This is a genomic window from Streptomyces spinosus (genome assembly GCF_020400655.1).
GTDB classification, from domain to species: domain Bacteria; phylum Actinomycetota; class Actinomycetes; order Streptomycetales; family Streptomycetaceae; genus Streptomyces; species Streptomyces argyrophylli.
Genome location: NZ_JAINRC010000006.1, coordinates 21,901 through 40,423, shown reverse-complemented (window position 1 = coordinate 40,423; position 18,523 = coordinate 21,901). Strand labels below are relative to the sequence as shown.

15 protein-coding genes and 1 pseudogene are annotated in these 18,523 nt (G+C 74.0%); 6 read left to right on the top strand and 10 right to left on the bottom strand.

Annotation, left to right across the window (positions count from 1 at the left end):
* Window positions 1-45 precede the first annotated feature (45 nt).
* Window positions 46-267 carry a hypothetical protein gene (locus LG395_RS13205; RefSeq protein ID WP_225809492.1) on the top strand — a complete coding sequence of 74 codons (222 nt, stop codon included), beginning with the start codon at window positions 46-48 and terminating at the stop codon, window positions 265-267.
* 650 nt (window positions 268-917) lie between these two features.
* Here the strand turns inward: LG395_RS13205 and LG395_RS13200 are convergent.
* Window positions 918-3,242, bottom strand: coding sequence for a hypothetical protein (locus LG395_RS13200; protein ID WP_225809491.1), 2,325 nt, complete (start codon window positions 3,240-3,242; stop codon window positions 918-920).
* Window positions 3,243-3,345: 103 nt separating this feature from the next.
* Between LG395_RS13200 and LG395_RS13195 the strand changes: the two genes are divergently transcribed.
* The gene (locus LG395_RS13195) at window positions 3,346-4,578 is read left to right on the top strand and encodes an SUKH-4 family immunity protein (protein WP_225809490.1); all 1,233 of its coding nucleotides are present in this window, start codon (window positions 3,346-3,348) and stop codon (window positions 4,576-4,578) included.
* A 75-nt stretch (window positions 4,579-4,653) separates the two neighbouring features.
* Here LG395_RS13195 and LG395_RS13190 read toward each other — a convergent pair whose 3' ends face one another.
* Window positions 4,654-5,589 (bottom strand): LysR family transcriptional regulator, encoded by a 936-nt coding sequence (locus LG395_RS13190; RefSeq protein ID WP_225809489.1) that lies wholly within the window; start codon window positions 5,587-5,589, stop codon window positions 4,654-4,656.
* 72 nt (window positions 5,590-5,661) lie between these two features.
* Here LG395_RS13190 and LG395_RS13185 point away from each other — a divergent pair.
* Window positions 5,662-6,039 (top strand): annotated as a pseudogene (locus LG395_RS13185) (RidA family protein); the annotation flags it as partial.
* Entirely contained in the window at window positions 6,025-6,426 is a 402-nt protein-coding gene (locus LG395_RS13180; protein ID WP_308071257.1) for an antibiotic biosynthesis monooxygenase family protein, read from the top strand. The pseudogene LG395_RS13185 and the gene LG395_RS13180, both read left to right, overlap by 15 nt.
* A 76-nt stretch (window positions 6,427-6,502) precedes the next feature.
* On the opposite strand, the gene LG395_RS13175 is transcribed toward LG395_RS13180, so the two are convergent.
* The 4 genes from LG395_RS13175 to LG395_RS13160 all read right to left on the bottom strand — a co-directional run bounded on the left by LG395_RS13175 (window position 6,503) and on the right by LG395_RS13160 (window position 11,653).
* Window positions 6,503-8,569 carry a SpoIIE family protein phosphatase gene (locus LG395_RS13175; protein WP_225809488.1) on the bottom strand — a complete coding sequence of 689 codons (2,067 nt, stop codon included), beginning with the start codon at window positions 8,567-8,569 and terminating at the stop codon, window positions 6,503-6,505.
* Between the two features lie 264 nt (window positions 8,570-8,833).
* Window positions 8,834-9,628: an SDR family NAD(P)-dependent oxidoreductase gene (locus LG395_RS13170; protein WP_225809487.1), complete on the bottom strand. Its 795-nt coding sequence runs from the start codon at window positions 9,626-9,628 to the stop codon at window positions 8,834-8,836.
* A gap of 49 nt (window positions 9,629-9,677) precedes the next feature.
* On the bottom strand, window positions 9,678-10,502 hold the full coding sequence (locus tag LG395_RS13165) for an aldo/keto reductase (RefSeq protein ID WP_225809486.1): 825 nt from the start codon (window positions 10,500-10,502) through the stop codon (window positions 9,678-9,680).
* 197 nt (window positions 10,503-10,699) lie between these two features.
* A complete protein-coding gene (locus LG395_RS13160; RefSeq protein WP_225809485.1) occupies window positions 10,700-11,653 on the bottom strand; it encodes an alpha/beta hydrolase family protein in 954 nt (317 codons plus the stop codon).
* Window positions 11,654-11,810: 157 nt separating this feature from the next.
* On the opposite strand from LG395_RS13160, the gene LG395_RS13155 reads away from it, so the two are divergent.
* Together LG395_RS13155 and LG395_RS13150 are read left to right on the top strand one after the other, a co-directional pair.
* The gene (locus LG395_RS13155) at window positions 11,811-12,419 is read left to right on the top strand and encodes a TetR/AcrR family transcriptional regulator (RefSeq protein ID WP_225809484.1); all 609 of its coding nucleotides are present in this window, start codon (window positions 11,811-11,813) and stop codon (window positions 12,417-12,419) included.
* Between the two features lie 103 nt (window positions 12,420-12,522).
* Window positions 12,523-13,521, top strand: a complete 999-nt coding sequence (locus LG395_RS13150; RefSeq protein ID WP_225809483.1) for an aldo/keto reductase family protein — start codon at window positions 12,523-12,525, stop codon at window positions 13,519-13,521.
* Window positions 13,522-13,548: 27 nt separating this feature from the next.
* On the opposite strand, the gene LG395_RS13145 is transcribed toward LG395_RS13150, so the two are convergent.
* From LG395_RS13145 to LG395_RS13130, 4 genes are read right to left on the bottom strand one after another with little or no spacing between them, the layout of a single operon-like run.
* Window positions 13,549-14,709 (bottom strand): XdhC family protein, encoded by a 1,161-nt coding sequence (locus LG395_RS13145; RefSeq protein WP_225809482.1) that lies wholly within the window; start codon window positions 14,707-14,709, stop codon window positions 13,549-13,551.
* A complete protein-coding gene (locus LG395_RS13140; protein ID WP_225809481.1) occupies window positions 14,702-16,840 on the bottom strand; it encodes a xanthine dehydrogenase family protein molybdopterin-binding subunit in 2,139 nt (712 codons plus the stop codon). The genes LG395_RS13145 and LG395_RS13140 overlap by 8 nt, the downstream gene beginning before the upstream one ends.
* The gene (locus tag LG395_RS13135) at window positions 16,837-17,829 is read right to left on the bottom strand and encodes an FAD binding domain-containing protein (RefSeq protein WP_225809480.1); all 993 of its coding nucleotides are present in this window, start codon (window positions 17,827-17,829) and stop codon (window positions 16,837-16,839) included. Before LG395_RS13135 ends, LG395_RS13140 begins: the two co-directional genes overlap by 4 nt.
* Entirely contained in the window at window positions 17,826-18,407 is a 582-nt protein-coding gene (locus LG395_RS13130; RefSeq protein WP_225809479.1) for a (2Fe-2S)-binding protein, read from the bottom strand. Before LG395_RS13130 ends, LG395_RS13135 begins: the two co-directional genes overlap by 4 nt.
* Window positions 18,408-18,523 lie beyond the last annotated feature (116 nt).

The following is an 18,523-nucleotide window of genomic DNA, read 5'->3' as shown; positions in this document are numbered from 1 at the left end:
CCCACGGCCACAGCGAACGGGCGCCCCGGGGGCGCATACTGAGGCATGACCCAGCCTGCTGCGCCCAAGCGTCATCTGCCCACCAGCCCCTTCAAGGCCCCCGCCGTACGTGCTCCCAAGCACTTCGCCGTCGGTGACCAGGTCACGCACGACGTGTACGGCCTCGGTCGGGTGATCGGCGTCGAGGACGGCATCGCGGCGCTCGTGGACTTCGGCCCGGAGCAATTGCGGATCTTGAGCCCGTACGCCAAGATGACCAAGCTGTAGGACCGCTGTGCCCGGTCACGGCACACCAGGTCCCCTCGGGGACCTGTGACGAAAGAGAGACCTCCCATCGAATCGACGTCGCTGTTCTCCGCCCTGGAAGGGCAACCCCGCCGCCCCGCCGCGGCATCGCCGCCTCCGGCGACGAACCCCTTCCAGGCTCCCGACTTCGGGGAGGACGAGAGCCGGCTGCCGGACGACGCGCAGGAGTCCGCCCCGGGCACGCCTGCCGCGCGACCCGAGGCGGCGTAACTCCACGCCCGGTCCGCCGACCCGCGCGGGCGAACGACTACGACAGCTTCGCGCAGGCGTACGCGACGGAGACCGAGGGCAACCTCGTCAACGCGTACGACGAGCGCCCCGCGATCCCGGCCCTCGCCGGCGGCCCGGGGGCCGTCGGCAACTGGTGCCGGGCGGCGGCACCGCGGGTCCGCGGTGTCTGCGACGTGGCCCGCCTGGTCCGGCACCCGCGATCCGGGCCCGGCCTCCCGCGGTGCGTCCTGGAACCCCCGCGTCGGCGCGGTCCGCCAGGGCGGCAGGGCCCCGCGTTCCCGAGGTGCGCCCGTGGCGCCCCGGGGTGCGGACCCGGCCGTGGCGGCAGGCCCCGCGGCGACGGTGGCGGCCCAGGCGCGGCGCCGCACGCGAGCAGCGTGTCACCCGGCGGCGGCCGTGCCGTTCGGGAGCCAGGCCGCGAAGATCTCCGGGAGCCGGTCCAGGTCCTCCGCCGTGACCGTGACGAGACGCAGGCCGTGCCGGCGGGCCAGCTCCCGCTTGCGCGTCACCTTCGCCGCGTACGCCTCCCTCGTCAGCAGGCCCAGCGCCTCGACGAACGTGCCGTCCGCCAGGCGCCAGTCCGCCCGCAGACCGGTCGTGTTGAGTTCCGGGTGGCGCGGATAGGCGGGCTCCGGCTCGTGGGTCACGCCCCAGTGGTGGAGGAAGTCGTCCACGTGCCGCTCGAACAGGGAACGGCACAGGTGCCCGTCCGTCGCCCTGGTCACCGTACCCATCGACGTACGGACCCCGTCCGTGAGGAGCCCCGCGTGCCCCAGCCACTCCGTCCAGGTGCGGGCAGGCCGCGCCGGCCGCGCGCCCAGCAGCGTGGAGGCGGGGCGCGGCACCAGGAAACGGCAGAGCGTCGCCTCGTCGACCAGGCCGGGAGACTCGAACGAGACGCTGACGCGGTCGAGTTGGGCCAGGGACGGCGGCCCGGAGAACTCGGTCCCGGCGAGCCGGCGCAGCGCGTACACGACCGCCTCCGTCCACGCGCCGTCCTCGCCCGTGTCCCGTAGCACCCCGTTCCTCGCGAGGGCACAGCACCCATGGCAGTAGAAGAGCCCCGGACGCGACGACTGGGCGGAGCGCCCGCAGAGCCGGCACGGCCCGCGCTCCGCCAGGTCCACCGGGGCCCCGAACAACGCTTCCAGGGCGCGCCGGTAGTACGGGTTCTCCGCCGCGTCGTCGGCGAGCGGCGGCAGTGTGCTGCCGGCCGTCGCGGTGGCCGTCCCGCCGCCGGGCCTCGCGTGCAGCCAGCGGCGGTGGGGCTCCGGCACCAGCCGCCGCACCGCGTCCGTCACCCGGCTGGAGCGGCTGACCGGGCTGACAGTGCCCGGAGCGAACGCGGCCCGGGCGTTGTGCCGTTCCACCTCCTCGGGCGGCGCCCCCCACGTCACGAGCAGTGGACGCACCCCGTGCCGGCGCAGCAGCACCGTCAACGCCTCGGCGAGCGGCGCCGCGTACACGGTGAGCGTCCCGGAGTCCGGGTCGAACCAGCCGGCTTCGGCAAGCGCGGCCCGTGACAGCCCCGGTTGCGGGAGCCGGACCGACCACCTGCCCCGGTCCACGACGACCACCGCGTCCGGGTAGCCGCCGAGAGCGGCCAGGTCCCCGGGCGCGTCCACGTCCACCCCGTGCGCGCGCAGCGCGTCGAGCGCCTCGCCGCGCAGTCGCTCGTCGACCAGGGTCAGCGGGCCGTCCGGCTCGTGGTACTGCCCGACCTCCACACCGGACTCGTCCAGGACGAGGGTCCGGGTGTGGTGGAAGACGGAACGGGTGACGGCGTGCAGGCCGCGCCGGCCGTGCGCCGCGTTCCGGTACGTCTCCCAGGACTCCAGGAGCGACCGTGCCCCGGCGTCCCGGCGCCGCCGCGCGCGGTCCCGCTCGGTCTCCCGTCCCCAGGCCCCGCCGGCGGCCCGGTGGCTCAGACCGGCCCGCAGCCGGACGGCGAGCCGCTCGGCCAGCGCCCGGCGCAGGCCCCACTCGACACCGGCCGGAGTCTCCTGCCGGGCGTCCGGGCCGGCGTCGTGCTCCGCCAGACACGCCTCCACCAGGGCGCGTACGGTGTGCCGCCCGGGCAGCAGGAGCCGTACCGCACCGACCGCGTACCCGAGGGCCTTCTGCTCCGCCCACGACACCGGCTCGCGGCGGCTGGGCCGCCAGTCCGAGCCGGCGGCCCCGCCGTGCCGGCCGCCGCCGTCGCCGCGGAAGTCGTCGAGCTCGTCCTCGTCGGCGTCGTCCTCGTCGAAGTCGTCGAACTCCTCCTCGTCGAACCGGCTGTCGCTCTCCAGGTCGTGGAGCTCGATCCACCCGTGGCAGCCGACGGGCGTGCCGGTCTCCTCGGTGAGCCTGCGGATGCTCTCACCGGCGACGTCCAGCGCGCTGCCGTAGAGGTAGCCCAGGTGCCGGTCGAGGACGGACCCGCCGTCCTCGGGCGGGGCGGCGACGGACACGGCCCGCGTGTCGTAGTCGTTGTCGGGCCGGGGGACGAGACTCACGCGTACGGGTATGACGGCGTCGCACCCCGCCTCGCGCGGTGCCGGCCTGACGCTCTCCCGCCGCAGCCGGCTCAGGACGAACGCGCGCAGGGCGGGGACGGAGTCGTCGAAGACCGCGAACCCCAGGGCGTGGTCCTCGGCCGGATCGCCCGGGATCACGAGCAGCCCGGCGTCGGGGGCGTACTGGATCGCATCTCGGCTCGACATGCCGGGAGTATGTCAGAGGCATATGCCTCATCCGGTGGGCCGCCGTTGTCAGTGGCGGCTCCTACCGTGGAGGAGTCGCTCGAACTCAGCACACGGGGGAGACATGTCGTCCGACACCAGCGTCGTCATGCCGGAACACCCGCCGCACCCGGCGATCGTGCACGAACCGGCCCGCCGCGCCCTGGCTCCGGGGGAGCGGCTGGACGGCCACGGTCTGATCGGCTTCCGTCCGCTCACCGGGCCCTCGCTCGTGACGGTCCGTGACCATGTGGCCGGGCTGGGCGGCGATCCGGCGGAGCTGGATCCGGACCTCGCCGCACTGCTGCTGATCGGCCGTCTGGTCGGGGAGGGCGGGGAGGACGGCGAGGAGGTCGTCCTCGACGCCGTCACCGGGCGCGTCTTCACCATGTGGCTCTACGCCGAGTCGCCGGGCGGGGCGGAGCTGTTCCCGCTGGCTCCGTCGGTCGGCGCGCCGGCCCGCTTCCTCACCGCGGTGGACGACTTCCGGGGGCTGCGGGGCAGGTTCGCCGGCTTGGCCGGGAGGACGGGCCCCGAGGCGGTCGCGGCCGGGGAGCACTTGCTGACCTCGGTGTTCGCCGAGGAGGAGTGGGGTGAGGACGGCTGGGGCCCGGCCGGTCCGCGCTCCGGCTGGGCCCGGCCGATACCGGCGTTCTGGAGGATCGCCGCGGTGATACGCCCGCTCGGCCTCATCGCCGGCCCCGGGCGCGGACTGACCCTGGAGCTGCCGGAAGGGCTGCTGGACGGGGTGTTCGGCACCGAGGGGATGGTGCGGCTCACCGACGACCAGCTGCCGCCGGCCCTCGGCCACGCTCCGACCCGCCGTTTCCTGACCGAAGTGGGCCCGCCCCGCGACGGCTTCATGTTCTACGGCCCCCCGGCGGAACCGCTGGTCACGCTTCCGGAGGACTGGGCCCGGTCGGGGAGCGACCCCCGCCACGCCCATCCGTGGCACGGCGGCGAACAACTGCCGCCGGACGCCGAGCACCTGGTGGTGCTCGGTGGACTGGTCCACGACTTCGACCTGCTGATCGACGGCCGCACCGGTGCCCTCTTCCACACCGGACTCGGCGCCGACCACGTCGTCCCGGTCAACGCCGACGTCTCCACCCTCGCCCTCACGCTCTGGCTGCACCAGCGGGAACAGGCCCTGGACAAGGAGCACGGGTTCACCGAGGACTTCTACCACCAGCTCGCCGACACCATGATCGAGGTGCCGGCCGCGGTCGACCCGGTCGCCTGCGCCCCCGCCGCGGCCCCGGACGACTACCGGTACTGGCCGGAGGTCTTCCACGACGAGGCGGGAGGCGTCCTCTGACGGCACGCGTGCCGGCCCCGTCCGGGACCGCGGGCGCCCCGGCCCCGTACCCGACGGCGGGCGTCCCCGGCGGGTTCAGGACGGCGGGCGTCCCTGATCGGGTGCACGCCCGTCCGGCGGTCCTTGGCTGACGGTCGACAGCAGGTGTGCGACCAGGGGGTTGTGGTCGCCCGCACGCCAGGCGACGGCCACGCGTGTACGGGCGCTGCCGGGTTCTATCCTGCGGAAGGCGACGCCTTTGAGGCGGATGCGCCGGATGCTCGCCGGGGCCAGGGAGACGCCCAGGCCGGTTCCCACCAGGGCGCACACGGTGTGCCACTCCACCGCGTGCTGGGCGATCCGCGGTGTGAAGCCGGCCGTGGCGCACAGGCCGACGATCTGGTCGTGCAGCGTCGGGCCGGCCGTGCGGGGCAGCAGCACGAACGGCGAGTCCGCCAGCTGGGCGAGCCGTACGGTCCGCTGCGCGGCCAGGGAATGGGCGGACGGCAGCACGGCCACGAAGGGCTCGCTGAGTACGGTACGGAAGCCGAGTTCCTTCTCGTCGGTGGGGGGTTCGCGCAGCAGACCGATGTCGATGGTCTTGTCGTGCAGAGCGGCGATCTGCGGAGCGGTGGTCATCTCGTGGATGTCCAGGTGCACGCCGGGGAACCGCTGCCGGAACGTGCGCAGCAGGCCGGGCAGGACGGTCAGGGCGAGGGAGGCGGCGAAGCCGATGCGCAGGCGGCCGGCCCGGCCGTCGCCGACGGCCCTGGCCGTGGCCAGGCCGTCCGCGAGGTCGGTGAGGGCGCGCCGGGCGGCGGGCAGCAGCGCACGGCCGGCCGGGGTGAGCGTGACACGTCCCGGTTCGCGGCTGAACAGCGCGTGACCGACCTTGTCCTCCAGGCGGCGGATCTGCTGGCTCAGCGGCGGCTGGGCGATGCCCAGGCGGGCGGCCGCGTGGCCGAAGTGCAGTTCCTCTGCGAGCACGACGAAGGCGTGCAGCTGAGGCAGGGCGAGTTCGGGGCGCTCCATACGCCCAGAGATATCAGGCCATGCCCTCGGCTGTATTAGACGTGTCCGTGCTGGTCACCTAGCGTTCGGCGCATGACAGAGCGACAGGCGGTCCTCGGCGGCTCGGCCTTCGAGGAGCAGATCGGCTACGCCCGTGCCGTGGTCGACGGTGACTGGGTGCATGTGTCCGGGACGACCGGCTTCGACTACTCCACGATGACGATCTCCGACGACGTGGTGGTGCAGGCCGAGCAGTGCCTGCGCAACATCGAGGCCGCGCTGGCCGAGGCGGAGTGCACCTTCGCCGACGTGGTGCGGGTGCGCTACCTGCTGCCCGACCGCGAGGACTTCGAGCCCTGCTGGCCGGTGCTGCGCCGCTGCTTCGGCGACGTCCGGCCGGCCGCCACGATGCTCGTGTGCGGTCTCGCCGACCCGCGGATGAAGATCGAGATCGAGGTGTACGCGCGGCGCCGCGTCCCGCCGCACCCCGGTGCCACGAGCGATCACGCGGTGGCGCCGGTCGCGCCCGTCGGGGCCCATGAACCCCCCTACTACGTGGCTGTCTTCACCACGGTGCGCAGCCCGGACCAGAGCGGCTACAGCGAGACCGCCGCGCGTATGGAGGAGCTGGTGAAGGACGTCCCCGGGTTCCTCGGGATGGACCACGCGCAGACTCCCGGCGGGCTGGGCATCACCGTCGGCTACTTCCGCGACGCCGACGCCCTCACCCGGTGGCGGACCGACGCCGAGCACCGGGCGGCACAACGGCGCGGGCGAGCCGAGTGGTACCAGAGCTACACACTGCATGTGGCGAAGGTGGAGCGCAGCCACGGGTTCACGCGAGCCGGCGGGGCCTAGACGGCCCGGGCGGGTCGGGCGGGCCGGGCGGGCCGCAGAAGGGTGCCGCCGTGCCGTGTGCTCCCGGGTGCAGCGCCTACAGGGCCCGGGCCACCAGCAGGGCCACGTCGTCGTGGTCGTCGGGGTGTCGCAGGCCGTACAGCAGGAGGTCGCAGGTCTCCTCCAGGGGGCGCTCGGGTGCGTCGAGGAACCCGAGCAGGGCGTTCAGCCGGTCGTCGATCGGGTGCTGCCGGGTCTCGACGAGGCCGTCGGTGTAGAGCACGAGCAGGTCGCCGGGCGCCAGCTCGGCCGTGGCGGTCTCGAACCGGATGCCGCCGACACCGAGCGGGGCACCGGAGGGCAGGTCGAGCAGCCTCGGCTCCTCGCCGGTGCGGGCCAGCGCGGGCGGCATGTGGCCCGCGTTGGCCATGTGGCACTGTCGTGTGTGCGGGTCGAACACGGCGTAGAGACACGTCACGATGTAGTGCTCCAGATCGCAGGTGATCTTGTCCAGGTGCTGGAGCACCTCGCCCGGGTCCAGGTCCAGGTCCGCGTAGGCGCAGGTGGCGGTGCGCAGCCGGCCCATCGTGGCGGCGGCGTCGATGCCGTTGCCCATGACGTCCCCGACGACCAGGGCGGTCTTGTCACCGGTGAGGGGGATGACGTCGTACCAGTCGCCGCCGACCTCGCTGGTGGCCTGCGCCGGCTGGTAGCGGGAGGCCAGGAGCAGCCCGGTGTGGTGCGGCGGGTGGTCGGGGAGCAGGCTGCGCTGGAGGGTCAGCGCGGTGTTGCGCACGCTCTGGTACCAGCGTGCGTTGTCGATGGCGACGGCGGCACGGCTCGCCAGCTCGCCGGCCAGGATGACGTCGTCCTCGTCGAACGGCGCCGGGGTGCGGGTGCGTTTGAGGTCGAGGGCGCCCAGCACCTCGCCGTGGGCGATCAGCGGCACGGCGAGGTACGAGTGGACACCGGAGCGCGCGAGCAGCGCCGCGGCCTCGGCGTCCCGGGCGATCCGCCGCAGATCGTGTTCGCCGACGTGCCGTACCAGGACCGGCCGGCCGGTGTGCACGCACAGCGTGACCAGGCGGTCCCCGTCGTAGGAGGCGAGGTCACCGGGGGCGTCGGCCGCGCGCAGCGCCACGGTGGGGTGGGCCGCGCTCAGGGCGAGGGCGCGGAACAGCTCCGGGCCGCCCGCCGGCTCGCGCACGCGGCGGCAGGCCAGGGCGGAGTCGAGCACGTCCACGGCGACCACGTCGGCGAGTTCCCGGCTGGCGATCTCGGCCAGCTCGGCGGCGGTCTGCTCCACCTCCAGGCTGGTGCCGACGCGGGTGGAGGCGTGCGCGATCAGGGCCAGCCGGCGCCGGGCCCGGTCCGCCTCGGCCGCGGCGCGGTGCCGTTCGGTGACGTCGACGACCGACGTGGCGGCGCCGAGCACCCGCCCGCTCGGGTCCTCCAGGCGGTAGAAGGACAGGGACCAGGCGTGCTCGTGCTCGGGGTCGGAGCGGGGCCGGCCCACGTGGTACTGGTCGAGCAGCGGGGTGCCGGTGGTGAGCACCTGGCGCAGCGCGGACTCGACGGTGTCGACGTCGGGGAAGGGCAGGGTCTCCCGCAGCCGGCGGCCGAGGTGGTCCTCGGCGGGGATGCCGTCGATCCGCTCCAGCGCCGGGTTGACCAGCAGGTACCGCAGATCGGGGTCCATGAGGGCGAGACCGATCGGGGACTGGTTGATCAGCCGCTCGCACAGGGCGAGATCGGTCTCGACGCGCTGGAGCAGGCTGTGGTCGGCGGCGAGCCCGAGGGCGTAGACGTCCCCGAGGTCGTCGAGCAGCCGCATGTTGCGGAACTCCATCAGGCGCGTGCCGCCGTCCTTGTGCCGGATGGGGAACGCGCCGGCCCAGCTCCGGCCCGTCTCCATGACCTCCGCGAACAGCTTGACGACCGCGTGCAGGTGCTCGGGGTGGATGATCAGGCGGGCCGCCGGTCTGCCGAGCGCCTCCTCCGCGGAGTAGCCGAACAGGTCCTCGGCCTGCGGGGTCCAGAACACGATGCGCCCGTCGGCGTCGAGGACCAGCGCGGCCACGCTGAGCACGTCCAGCAGGCTGGTCCGCCGGGGCCGCTCGGCGTCGTAGGCGTCGTCGTCGGGCGGGAAGGATTCGGCTGTCATCCCTGAGCCTCCTGTACCGGCCGGCGGCGCCCGGCCCAGGCCCCGGTTCCGGCCGGACCCGGTCCCTTCCATGCTCCCCCCGCTCCTCCACGGGGGCGACACAGCCCCGCGGAGCCCGCGTCCGGCGCACGGGGCCACCGCGCGCGGCCCGGTGCACGGGACGGATGCGCGAGCGGGAGGCGCCGACCAGCTCCTCGCGGCGTGACCACCCCCGCCCGGTGGGCCGGAACCGGCCGGGGGCGGCGTCGTCGCCGTCGCCGGGTGTCAGGGCAGGATGGAGTCCACGTAGCCGCCGTCGACCCGCAGCGCGCCCCCCGTGGTGGCGGAGGCGAGCGGCGAGCTGAGGTAGACGACCATGTTGGCGATCTCCTCGGGCTCGATGAGCCGCTGGATCAGGGACTGCGGCCGGTACTTGACCATGAACTCGCGCTGCGCCTCGTCCCAGCCCAGCTCGTCCCCGACGAGCTGCCGGACGAAGTCCTCGACGCCGCCGGTGTGCGTGGGCCCGGCGATCACGGAGTTGACCGTGACACCGCTGCCGGCGGCCTCCTTGGCGAAACCGCGGCTGACCGCCAGCAGGGACGTCTTCGTCATGCCGTAGTGGATCATCTCCGCCGGGATCACCACGGCGGAGTCGCTCGCGATGTTCACGACGCGGCCCCAGCCGCGTTCCCGCATGCCGGGCAGGCAGGCGCGGATCAGCCGGACCGCGGACAGCACGTTGACCTCGAAGTAGCGGACCCACTCGGTGTCCTCGATCTCCAGCGGCGGGGTGGCGCCGAAGATCCCGAGGTTGTTGACGAGGATGTCGATCCGGGGCACGGCGTCGAGCACGGCCCGGGCGCCGTCGGCGGTCGCCAGATCGCCGGCCGCGCCCACGACGTCGGCCGCGCCGGCCTCGGCACGGACCTCCTGCACGGCCTTCTCGACGGTCTCACCGCGACGGCCGTTGACGACCACCCGCGCGCCGGCGCGGGCGAGGCCGACGGCGATGGCCTGTCCGATGCCCTGGGTGGAGCCGGTGACCAACGCGGTCCGGCCGGTCAGGTCGATGTGCATGGCGAACCTCCTCGACGATTACGGGGGTTGGGGCGGGGTGGTACGGCGCTCAGTTGAACTGGTCGGGGTCCGGACCGGTCCGCAGGCCCCGGTCCAGCGCGGCCAGGCTCCGCAGGTCGTCGTCGGTCAGCTCGAAGCCGAAGACGTCCAGGTTCTGCCGGATGCGCTCGGGCGTCACCGACTTGGGGATCACGACGTTGCCGATCTGGAGGTGCCAGCGCAGCACGATCTGCGCGGGGCTCACGCCGTACCTCGCGGCGAGGTCCGTCACCGCCTGGTCGCCGAGGACCGCACCCTGCGCGAGCGGGCTCCACGCCTCCGTGGCGATGCCGTGCCGCTCGTGGAAGGCGCGCAGCTCCTCCTGCTGGAGACCGGGGTGCAGCTCGACCTGGTTGACCGCGGGAGTGACGCCGGAGTTCTCCATCAGCCGCTCCAGGTGGGCCACCTGGAAGTTGGAGACGCCGATGGCACGGGTGCGGCCCTCGCCGAGGATCTTCTCGAAGGCCCGCCAGGTGTCGAGGTAGAGGTCGCGGGCCGGGGCGGGCCAGTGGACGAGGTAGAGGTCGACGTAGTCCAGGCCGAGCTTGTCGAGGGAGGCGTCGAAGGCCGCGAGGGTCGCGTCGTAGCCCTGGTCCTCGTTCCACAGCTTGGTGGTGACGAACAGTTCCTCGCGCGCGATGCCGGACTGCGCGATGGCCCGGCCGACGCCGCGCTCGTTGCCGTAGATCGCGGCCGTGTCGATGCTGCGGTACCCGGCCTGGAGCGCGGTGGTGACCGCCGCGGTGGTCTCGTCGTCGGGGACCTGGAAGACACCGAAGCCGAGCTGCGGCATCTCGATGCCGTTGTTCAGCGTCACGTTCGGGGTCGGGTTCATGGGTGTGCCGTCCTTCCGGGAGTGCGCCGCTCGCCGGGTGCGAGGGCGTCCCGTCTGGGTACCCCTCGTCGCGCCGTACGAGGCGACCGTTGTACGTTTCTGGGCGTGGGCGATCTATGCGCGCACGCCTTACGGTCGTCGACAATAGTTGCAGGCGCGGTATACGCGCAAACGCAAGCACTTCGGAAGGTGTGCGCCTACTTGGACTCCACCCGCCCGAACGCGTCCGGACCGCTCGTCAGCGCGTCCTGCGCGTCCTGCCACGCACTGTCGCCCGGGCGGAACGCGCTGCGCAGGTAGGCGGAGGTCAGCCGGGCGAGCGCGGCGACCCGGCCGGGGTGCTCGTCCGTCGTCTCGGCGGCGTCGTACCCGGCGATCCCGCCCAGCCCGTGCTCCGCGTCGAACAGGGTGAGCAGGGTCTTGGGGGCCGGGGCCAGGTGGAACGGGTCGGCGTGCCAGGCCGGGCCCATGTCCGTGAAGTGCCGCGAGTCGTCCTTGTCCCCGGCGACGACCAGCGCGGGCGTGGTCATGGTGGAGAAGTCGAGGGTCCGGAAGGCCGGCAGGCGCTCTGCCATGGGGCCGTTCAGGACGTCACCGCCCCGGCCGGGTGCGGCCAGCAGTACGCCCTGCTTGATCCGGGGCTCGAAGAGGCGCGTCTCGCGGCCGTCGTCGGGGTCGGTGAGCCGGGCGCCCAGCAGGAGGCTCGCGGTGAAGCCGCCGAGCGAGTGTCCGGCCACGGCGACGCTGTCGTGGTCCAGGCGCCCGGCGAGTCCCGGTACGGCGTCCTCGATCACGTCGAGACGGTCGAGGACACGGGTCATGTCCTCGGCGCGGGAGCGCAGGAAGAAGGGCGCTCCGGGAGCGTCCGCGAGCAGGGGGGCGAGCGTCCTGGAGCTGAGGTGGGTGGGCTGGACGACGGCGAAGCCGGCGGCGGCCCAGGCTTGGGCGAGCGGCGCGTAACCGTTGAGCGAGGACAGGTTGTTCGAACCGCCGTGGCCGTGGGAGAGCAGGACGACGGGCAGGCCGGTCCCGGTCGCCGGTGCGGTGACGCGCAGCTGGAGGTCGACGGGGCGTCCGGGCGCGGTCAGCACCACCGGGCCGTAGGACAGCACGGGGGCCGGCGGGGTGACGGTGGAGGTCGGTGTGCTCATGGGTGCGGCCTTCTTCCTCGGGTCCGGCATCGGCCGGAGAGAAACGGAACATTGCTCCGCTTGGATGGCGGCTACGATACGGAACGTCGTTCCGCTTCACAAGTGCATGCGGAACATTGCTCCGCTTGAGGGCGGCGAGAGGCGAGGAGACGCAGCGGTGTCCACTTCAGGTCAGACCCGGCCGACGCCGGGCCCCGGCCCGGGCAAGCGGGCCGACGCGGTGCGCAACCAGCAGAAGCTGCTGGCCGCCGCCGCCGAGGTGTTCGTGACCTCAGGCGTCGACGCGCCGATCCGCGAGATCGCGGCCAGGGCGGGCGTCGGGATGGGGACGATCTACCGGCACTTCCCGACCCGGGCCGATCTCGTCGTCGCCGTCTTCCGCCACCAAGTCGAGGAGTGCGCCGAAGCGGGCCCCCGCCTGCTGGCCGACGCCGACTCGCCCCTCGCGGCGCTGCGGCAGTGGATCGACCTCTTCATCGACTTCCTGGTCACCAAGCACGGGCTCGCCGGCACACCGCAACCGGACAGCAGCGGCTTCGCCGCGCTCCACACCTACTTCCTCGACCGCCTGCTGCCCGTCGCCGAGCACCTGCTCGACGCGGCGGTCGAGGCGGGGGAGATCCGGCCCGGCATCCAGCCGTACGAACTGATGCGCGGCATCGGCAACCTCTGCGTCGGCGCCGACAACGACCCCCGCTACGACCCCCGCCGCCTGGTCGCCCTGCTCCTCCAGGGACTCGCGGCACCGCCGTCGGCGCGGGGCTGACCGGCGAAGTCGCGGCGGCCCCCGGCCCGGCGTGATCCTGGACCGGGCGCCCCGCCCCCGCCCACCGAGAACCACCGGAAGACAACGAGAGCAAGGAGCACCCATGCGGTACCGCAAGCTCGGCAGTTCGGACCTGGACGTCTCGGAGATCTCCCTCGGGTCCTGGCTCACCTACTCCGGCGGCATCGAGGCGGACGCGGCCCGCGCCTGCACCGAGGCGGCGTTCGACGCCGGCATCAACTTCTTCGACACCGCCAACGTCTACGGCCGGGGAGCCGCCGAGACCGCGTGGGGCGAGATCCTCTCCGCCCACCCCCGCGACTCCTACGTCCTGGCCACCAAGGTCTACTTCCCGATGTCGGACGACCCGGCCGACCAGGGCCTGTCCCCGGCGCAGATCGCCAAGCAGATCGACGCCTCCCTCACCCGCCTGAAGACCGACCACGTCGACCTGTACCAGGCACACCGCTTCGACCCCACCGTGCCGGTCGAGGACACCGTCGAGGCGTTCCGGAAGGTCGTCGAGCAGGGCAAGGCCCGCTACATCGGGTTCAGCGAGTGGACCCCCGAGCAGATCGAGGCCGCGATCGACGTCGCCGGCCCCGGCCTGTTCGTCTCCTCACAGCCGCAGTACTCCATGCTCTGGCAGGCCCCCGAGGCCGAGGTCTTCGAACTCTGCGCCGCCCACGACATCTCGCAGATCGTGTGGTCCCCGCTCGCCCAGGGCGTCCTCACCGGGAAGTACAAGCCCGGGCAGCCCGTACCGGAAGGCAGCCGCTTCGCCTCCGCCGACATGGCCGTCTCCCAGGACCTCGTCTACAGCGACGCCACCCTGGAAGCGGTCCAGCGGCTCGTCCCGATCGCCGAGGAGGCCGGGATGAGCATGGCCACGCTGGCGCTCGCCTGGGTCCTGCGCCGTGGCGAAGTCGCCTCCGCCATCACCGGCGCCTCCCGCCCCGAACAGGTCCACGCCAACGCCGGCGCCTCCGGCGTGGACCTGTCCGACGACCTGCTGACCGCCGTCGGCCGGGCACTCGGCGACGTCCCCGTCACCGAACCGACCCTCGCCCCCGGTGCCCGGCCGGGCGTCCAGCACCGCTGACCGGGCCGGGTACCGGGGGCGCGTCCGTCAGGCGACCGCCGCCCGTCCGCCGTCCCCGTGCCCGTTCTCGTGCCCGCCCTCGTGGTGGATCGGCGTCCTGCCGCCGGTCAGCGGCGCTCCCGTCCCGCCGCGCCGGGCGGCGACGACCTCCGCCGCGATGGACAGGGCGGTCTCCTCCGGTGTGCGGGCGCCGAGATCCAGGCCGATCGGCGAGCGGAGGCGGGACAGCTCCCGTTCGGTGAGGCCCTCCGCCCGCAGACGCCGGTCGCGGTCCTCGTGGGTGCGGCGCGAACCCATCGCCCCGACGAACGCGACCGGCATCCGCAGGGCCACCTTCAGCAGCGGCACGTCGAACTTCGCGTCATGGGTGAGCACGCACAGGACCGTACGGGCGTCGGTCGTGGTGCTCCGCAGGTAGCGGTGCGGCCAGTCGACGACCACCTCGTCGGCGTCCGGGAACCGGTCCGGCGTGGCGAAGACCGGGCGGGCGTCGCAGACGGTGACGTGGTAGCCGAGGAACTTCCCGGCCCGGGCGAGCGCCGACGCGAAGTCCACCGCGCCGAAGACGATCATGCGCGGAGGCGGCACGTTCGACTCGACCAGCAGCGTCACACCGCCAGGGCAGAGCGAGCCTTCCGCCGACAGCTCCACCGTGCCGGTGCGGCCCGCCTCCAGCAGCGCCCGGGCCTCGGCCGCCGCCACCCGGTCCAGCTCCGGGCGGCCGCCGAGACCGCCCTCCACCGTGCCGTCGGACCGGACCAGCAGGGCCCGGCCGAGGAGTTCGGCGGGGCCCCGGGCGACCCGGGCGAGGGCCGCCGGTTCGCCCTGCGCTGCGGCCGACAGCGCCGGCCGCAGGACGGTCCGTACGGGGGCGTCGCCGGCCACCGGCGTGACCAGCACCTCGATCGTCCCGCCGCAGGTCAGCCCCACGGCGAACGCGTCCTCGTCGCTGTACCCGAACCGTTCCGTCACGCTCTGACCGGTCCGCAGCGCCTCGCGGCACAGGTCGTAGACCGCGCCCTCCACGCAGCCGCCGGAGACCGAGCCGATGACCGTGCCCGCGCGGTCGACGGCGAGGGCCGCGCCGGGACCGCGCGGCGCGCTGCCGCCGACCGCCACCACGGTGGCGACGGCGAACTCCCGGCCCTCCTCGGTCCAGCGGCGCAGCTCCTCGGCCAGGTCAAGCATCCGGCGCCCCCGCGGCGGCCCTGAGGACCCGGTCGGGCCGGATGGGCAGGGAACGGTGGCGTACACCGGTCGCGTGCCAGACCGCGTTGGCGATGGCCGCGGCGGCGCCGACGATGCCGACCTCCCCGATGCCCTTGATGCCGACCGGGTCGTCCGGGTCCGGGTCCTCGATCCAGTCGGCCTCTACGCGGGGCACGTCGGCGTGGGTGGCCACGTGGTAGCCGGCGAGGTCGGCGCCGACGTGGCCGCCCGAGGCGCCGTCCCGGTGGGCCTCCTCGTGCAGGGCCATGGAGATGCCCCAGATCATGCCGCCCCGCAGCTGGTTGCGGGCGGTGAGCGGGTTGACGATCCGGCCCGCCGCGAAGATGCCGAGCATGCGCCGCACCCGCACCTCACCGGTGCCGACGTCCACGGCGACCTCGGCGAACTGCGCGCCGAAGGAGTGCCGTTCGGCGGGCGGCAGGGCGGCGATGGCCTCGGCCGTGTCGGCACGCACGGTGATCCCGTCCGACGGGACGTCGGCGCCGAGGGCCAGCCGTTCGCGCAGTTCACCCGCGGCGGTGCGGACCGCCCAGGCCCAGGAACGGGTGCCCATCGAGCCACCGGCGATCATCGCGGGGCCGAAGGCGCTGTCCCCGATGCGCACCTGGATCCGCTCCGGCGGCACCTGGAGGGCGTCGGCGGCGACCAGGGTGAGCGCGGTACGGGCGCCGGTGCCGATGTCGGCCGCGGAGATCCGCACGGTGAAGGTGCCGTCCGGGTGCGCGGTCGCGGCGGCGGTGGACGGCGCTGCGCCCGCCGGGAACGAGGCCGCGGCCGTACCGGTGCCGAGCAGCCAGCGGCCGTCGCGGCGCACCCCGGGGCGCGGGTCCCGGTCCGCCCAGCCGAACCGGCGGGCGCCCTCCCGGAAGCAGGCCGCCAGGTTGCGGCCGGCGAACGGCAGGCCCGACACCGGGCCCTTGTCCGGTTCGTTGCGCAGCCGCAGCTCGACCGGGTCGATCCCGCACTTCTCGGCGAGTTCGTCCAGCGCCGCCTCCAGCGCGAACGACCCGGGTGCCTCGCCCGGCGCGCGCATGAACGTCGGGGTCGGCACGTCGAGCCGTACGAGGCGGTTGGCGGTGTGGTGGGCCTCGGCGTCGTACATCACCCGCGCCACCCCGGCGCTCGCCTCGACGAACTCGTACACCGTGGAGGTGGCGCTGACCGAGCTGTGCTCCAGCGCGCGCAGCCGTCCGTCGGTGCCGGCGCCGAGCCGGACCCGCTGGGTGGTGGGGCTGCGGTAGCCGGCCAGCGAGAACATCTGGCGCCGGGTGAGGACCACCCGCACGGGCCGCTGCAGGACGGTCGCGGCCATCACGGCGGCGACCTGGTGGGCGCGCACGCCCTTGCTGCCGAAGCCGCCGCCGACGTGCTCGGAGCGCACCCGCACGGAGGCCGGGTCGAGCGAGAAGAGGTTCGCGAGTTCGCCGGCGACCCAGGTGACGCCCTGGTTGGAGTCGATCACCTCCAGCCGCCCGCCGTCCCAGCGGGCGGTCGCCGCGTGCGGCTCCATCGGGTTGTGGTGCTCTTCGGGGGTGGTGTACTCGGCGTCCACGACGACGGGCGAGGAGGCGAGGGCGGCGTCGAGGTCGCCCTTCTCCGTCACCGCCGGCATGTGGCCGTCCAGCGGGTACGCGTCCGGGCGCTCGCCGGTGAACTCGACGTCGTGCGGCTCCTGTTCGTAGTGCACGACGAGGGCCTCGGCGGCCTCCCGCGCCTGCTCGGAGGTCTCCGCGACGACCAGTGCCACCGGCCAGCCCCGGTGCGGCACCCGGTCGTGCTGGAAGACCGCGCAGGTCGGGTCGGGCCGCATGCCCATCAGACCGGTGTAGTCGGTCTCCAGGCGCGGGGCGTTGCGGTGGTCCAGCACGGCCAGCACGCCCGGCATGGCGAGGACGGGCTCGGTGTCGAGGGCGGTGACGCGGCCCCGGGCGACCGTGGACAGCACCAGCCAGCCGTGGGCGAGGCCGGCGAAGGGCACCTCGCCCGCGTAGCGGGCCGCTCCGGTGACCTTGTCCCTGCCCTCGACACGGGTGTGGCCGGTGCCGACGACAGGCGCCTGCGCGGGTGTTCCGGTGGTGACGGCGGTCATCGTGCGGTCTCCTCGGCGAGTTCGGTCAGGACGGCCACCACGAGGTTGCGGACGAGGTCCACCTTGTACCCGTTGTGCGGCAGTGGCCGTGCCGCCGCCAGCTCGGCGTCCGCCGCGGCGGCGTAGGTATCGGCGGTGGCCGGTGCGCCGGCCAGGACCCGCTCGGCCGCGGCGGCCCGCCATGGCCGGGAGGCCACGGCGCCGAGGGCCAGGCGCGCGTCCTGGACGACGCCGTCCCGGACGTCGAGCGCGGCGGCGAGGGAGCCGATGGCGAAGGCGTAGGAGGCACGCTCGCGGACCTTGCGGTAGCGGGAGCGGGCGGCGACCGGGGCGGGCGGCAGCGTGACGCCGGTGATCAGCGCGCCCGGCGGCAGGGCGGTCTCCCGGTGCGGGGTGTCCCCGACGGGCAGGTAGAAGTCGGCGAACGGCACCTGTCCGGGCCCGTCCGCCGTCTCGAACCCGACCACGGCGTCGAAGGCGGTCAAAGCCACGGCCATGTCCGAGGGGTGTACGGCCACGCAGTGGCCGGAGGCGCCCAGGATCGCGTGGTTGTGGTGCTCTCCCTCGATGGCAGGGCAACCGCTGCCGGGCACCCGCTTGTTGCAGGGCTGGGTGACGTCGGTGAAGTAGCCGCAGCGGGTGCGCTGGAGCAGGTTCCCGCCGACCGTGGCCATGTTGCGCAGCTGCCCGGAGGCCCCGGCGAGCACCGCCTGGGCGAGCGCCGGATAGCGGCGGCGGACCTCGGGGTGGGCGGCCAGGTCGCCGTTGGTGACGGTGGCGCCGATGCGCAGGCCGCCCTCCGGCGTGGTCTCGATCTCGTCCAGCGGGAGTTCGCGGATGTCGACGAGCCGCGTGGGCCGCTCGACACCGGTCTTCATCAGGTCGACGAGGTTGGTGCCGCCGCCGAGGTAGCGGGTGTCCGGATCGGTGCCGAGCAGGGCGACGGCCCCGGCGACGTCGTGCGCCCGCTGGTAGTCGAACTCCCTCATGCCACGGCCTCCTCGGCGCCCGTCGCGGAGTGCGCGCGGGCCTCGTCCTGGCCGGCCCCGGCCGCGCGGGCCACCGCGTCGACGATCGAGACGTACGCGGCGCAACGGCACAGGTTTCCGCTCATCCGCTCGCGGATCTCCTCTGCGGTCAGGGGTGGTGGCCCCGCTTCGGGGCGGACGTCCTCGGTGACGGCGCTCGGCCAGCCGGCCGCGTGCTCCTCGATCATCCCGATCGCCGAGCAGATCTGGCCGGGTGTGCAGTAGCCGCACTGGAAGCCGTCCAGGTCGAGGAACGCCTGCTGCACGGGGTGGAGACGGTCGCCGTCGGCCACGCCTTCGATGGTGGTGATCTCCCGGCCCTCGGCCGCCACGGCCAGTTGCAGACAGGCGACGGACCTGCGTCCGTCCAGCAGGACCGTACAGGCGCCGCACTGCCCCTGGTCGCAGCCCTTCTTGGTGCCGGTGAGGTCGAGACGCTCGCGCAGGGCGTCGAGCAGGGTGGTGCGGTGGTCGACGGGCAGTGTGTACTTCTCGCCGTTGATCTTCAGGGTGATGACACTGGACGTCGATGAGGCCATTGGCTGCTTCTTTCGCGTTTCCAGAACAGGGGGCCGGCTGCCGGGGGTGGCCGGCGCGGGGGGTGTGTCTGCGGTGTCTGCCGTGCGTGTGTGCCGTGCGGCGTGTGCCGTGACGG

Excerpts from the sequence above, each read along its gene's own strand:
- LG395_RS13205 (WP_225809492.1), top strand. The coding sequence starts at position 46 with ATGACCCAGCCTGCTGCGCCCAAGCGTCATCTGCCCACCAGCCCCTTC.
- LG395_RS13200 (WP_225809491.1), bottom strand. The coding sequence starts at position 3,242 with ATGTCGAGCCGAGATGCGATCCAGTACGCCCCCGACGCCGGGCTGCTC.
- LG395_RS13195 (WP_225809490.1), top strand. The coding sequence starts at position 3,346 with ATGTCGTCCGACACCAGCGTCGTCATGCCGGAACACCCGCCGCACCCG.
- LG395_RS13190 (WP_225809489.1), bottom strand. The coding sequence starts at position 5,589 with ATGGAGCGCCCCGAACTCGCCCTGCCTCAGCTGCACGCCTTCGTCGTG.
- LG395_RS13175 (WP_225809488.1), bottom strand. The coding sequence starts at position 8,569 with ATGACAGCCGAATCCTTCCCGCCCGACGACGACGCCTACGACGCCGAG.
- LG395_RS13170 (WP_225809487.1), bottom strand. The coding sequence starts at position 9,628 with ATGCACATCGACCTGACCGGCCGGACCGCGTTGGTCACCGGCTCCACC.
- LG395_RS13165 (WP_225809486.1), bottom strand. The coding sequence starts at position 10,502 with ATGAACCCGACCCCGAACGTGACGCTGAACAACGGCATCGAGATGCCG.
- LG395_RS13160 (WP_225809485.1), bottom strand. The coding sequence starts at position 11,653 with ATGAGCACACCGACCTCCACCGTCACCCCGCCGGCCCCCGTGCTGTCC.
- LG395_RS13150 (WP_225809483.1), top strand. The coding sequence starts at position 12,523 with ATGCGGTACCGCAAGCTCGGCAGTTCGGACCTGGACGTCTCGGAGATC.
- LG395_RS13145 (WP_225809482.1), bottom strand. The coding sequence starts at position 14,709 with ATGCTTGACCTGGCCGAGGAGCTGCGCCGCTGGACCGAGGAGGGCCGG.
- LG395_RS13140 (WP_225809481.1), bottom strand. The coding sequence starts at position 16,840 with ATGACCGCCGTCACCACCGGAACACCCGCGCAGGCGCCTGTCGTCGGC.
- LG395_RS13135 (WP_225809480.1), bottom strand. The coding sequence starts at position 17,829 with ATGAGGGAGTTCGACTACCAGCGGGCGCACGACGTCGCCGGGGCCGTC.
- LG395_RS13130 (WP_225809479.1), bottom strand. The coding sequence starts at position 18,407 with ATGGCCTCATCGACGTCCAGTGTCATCACCCTGAAGATCAACGGCGAG.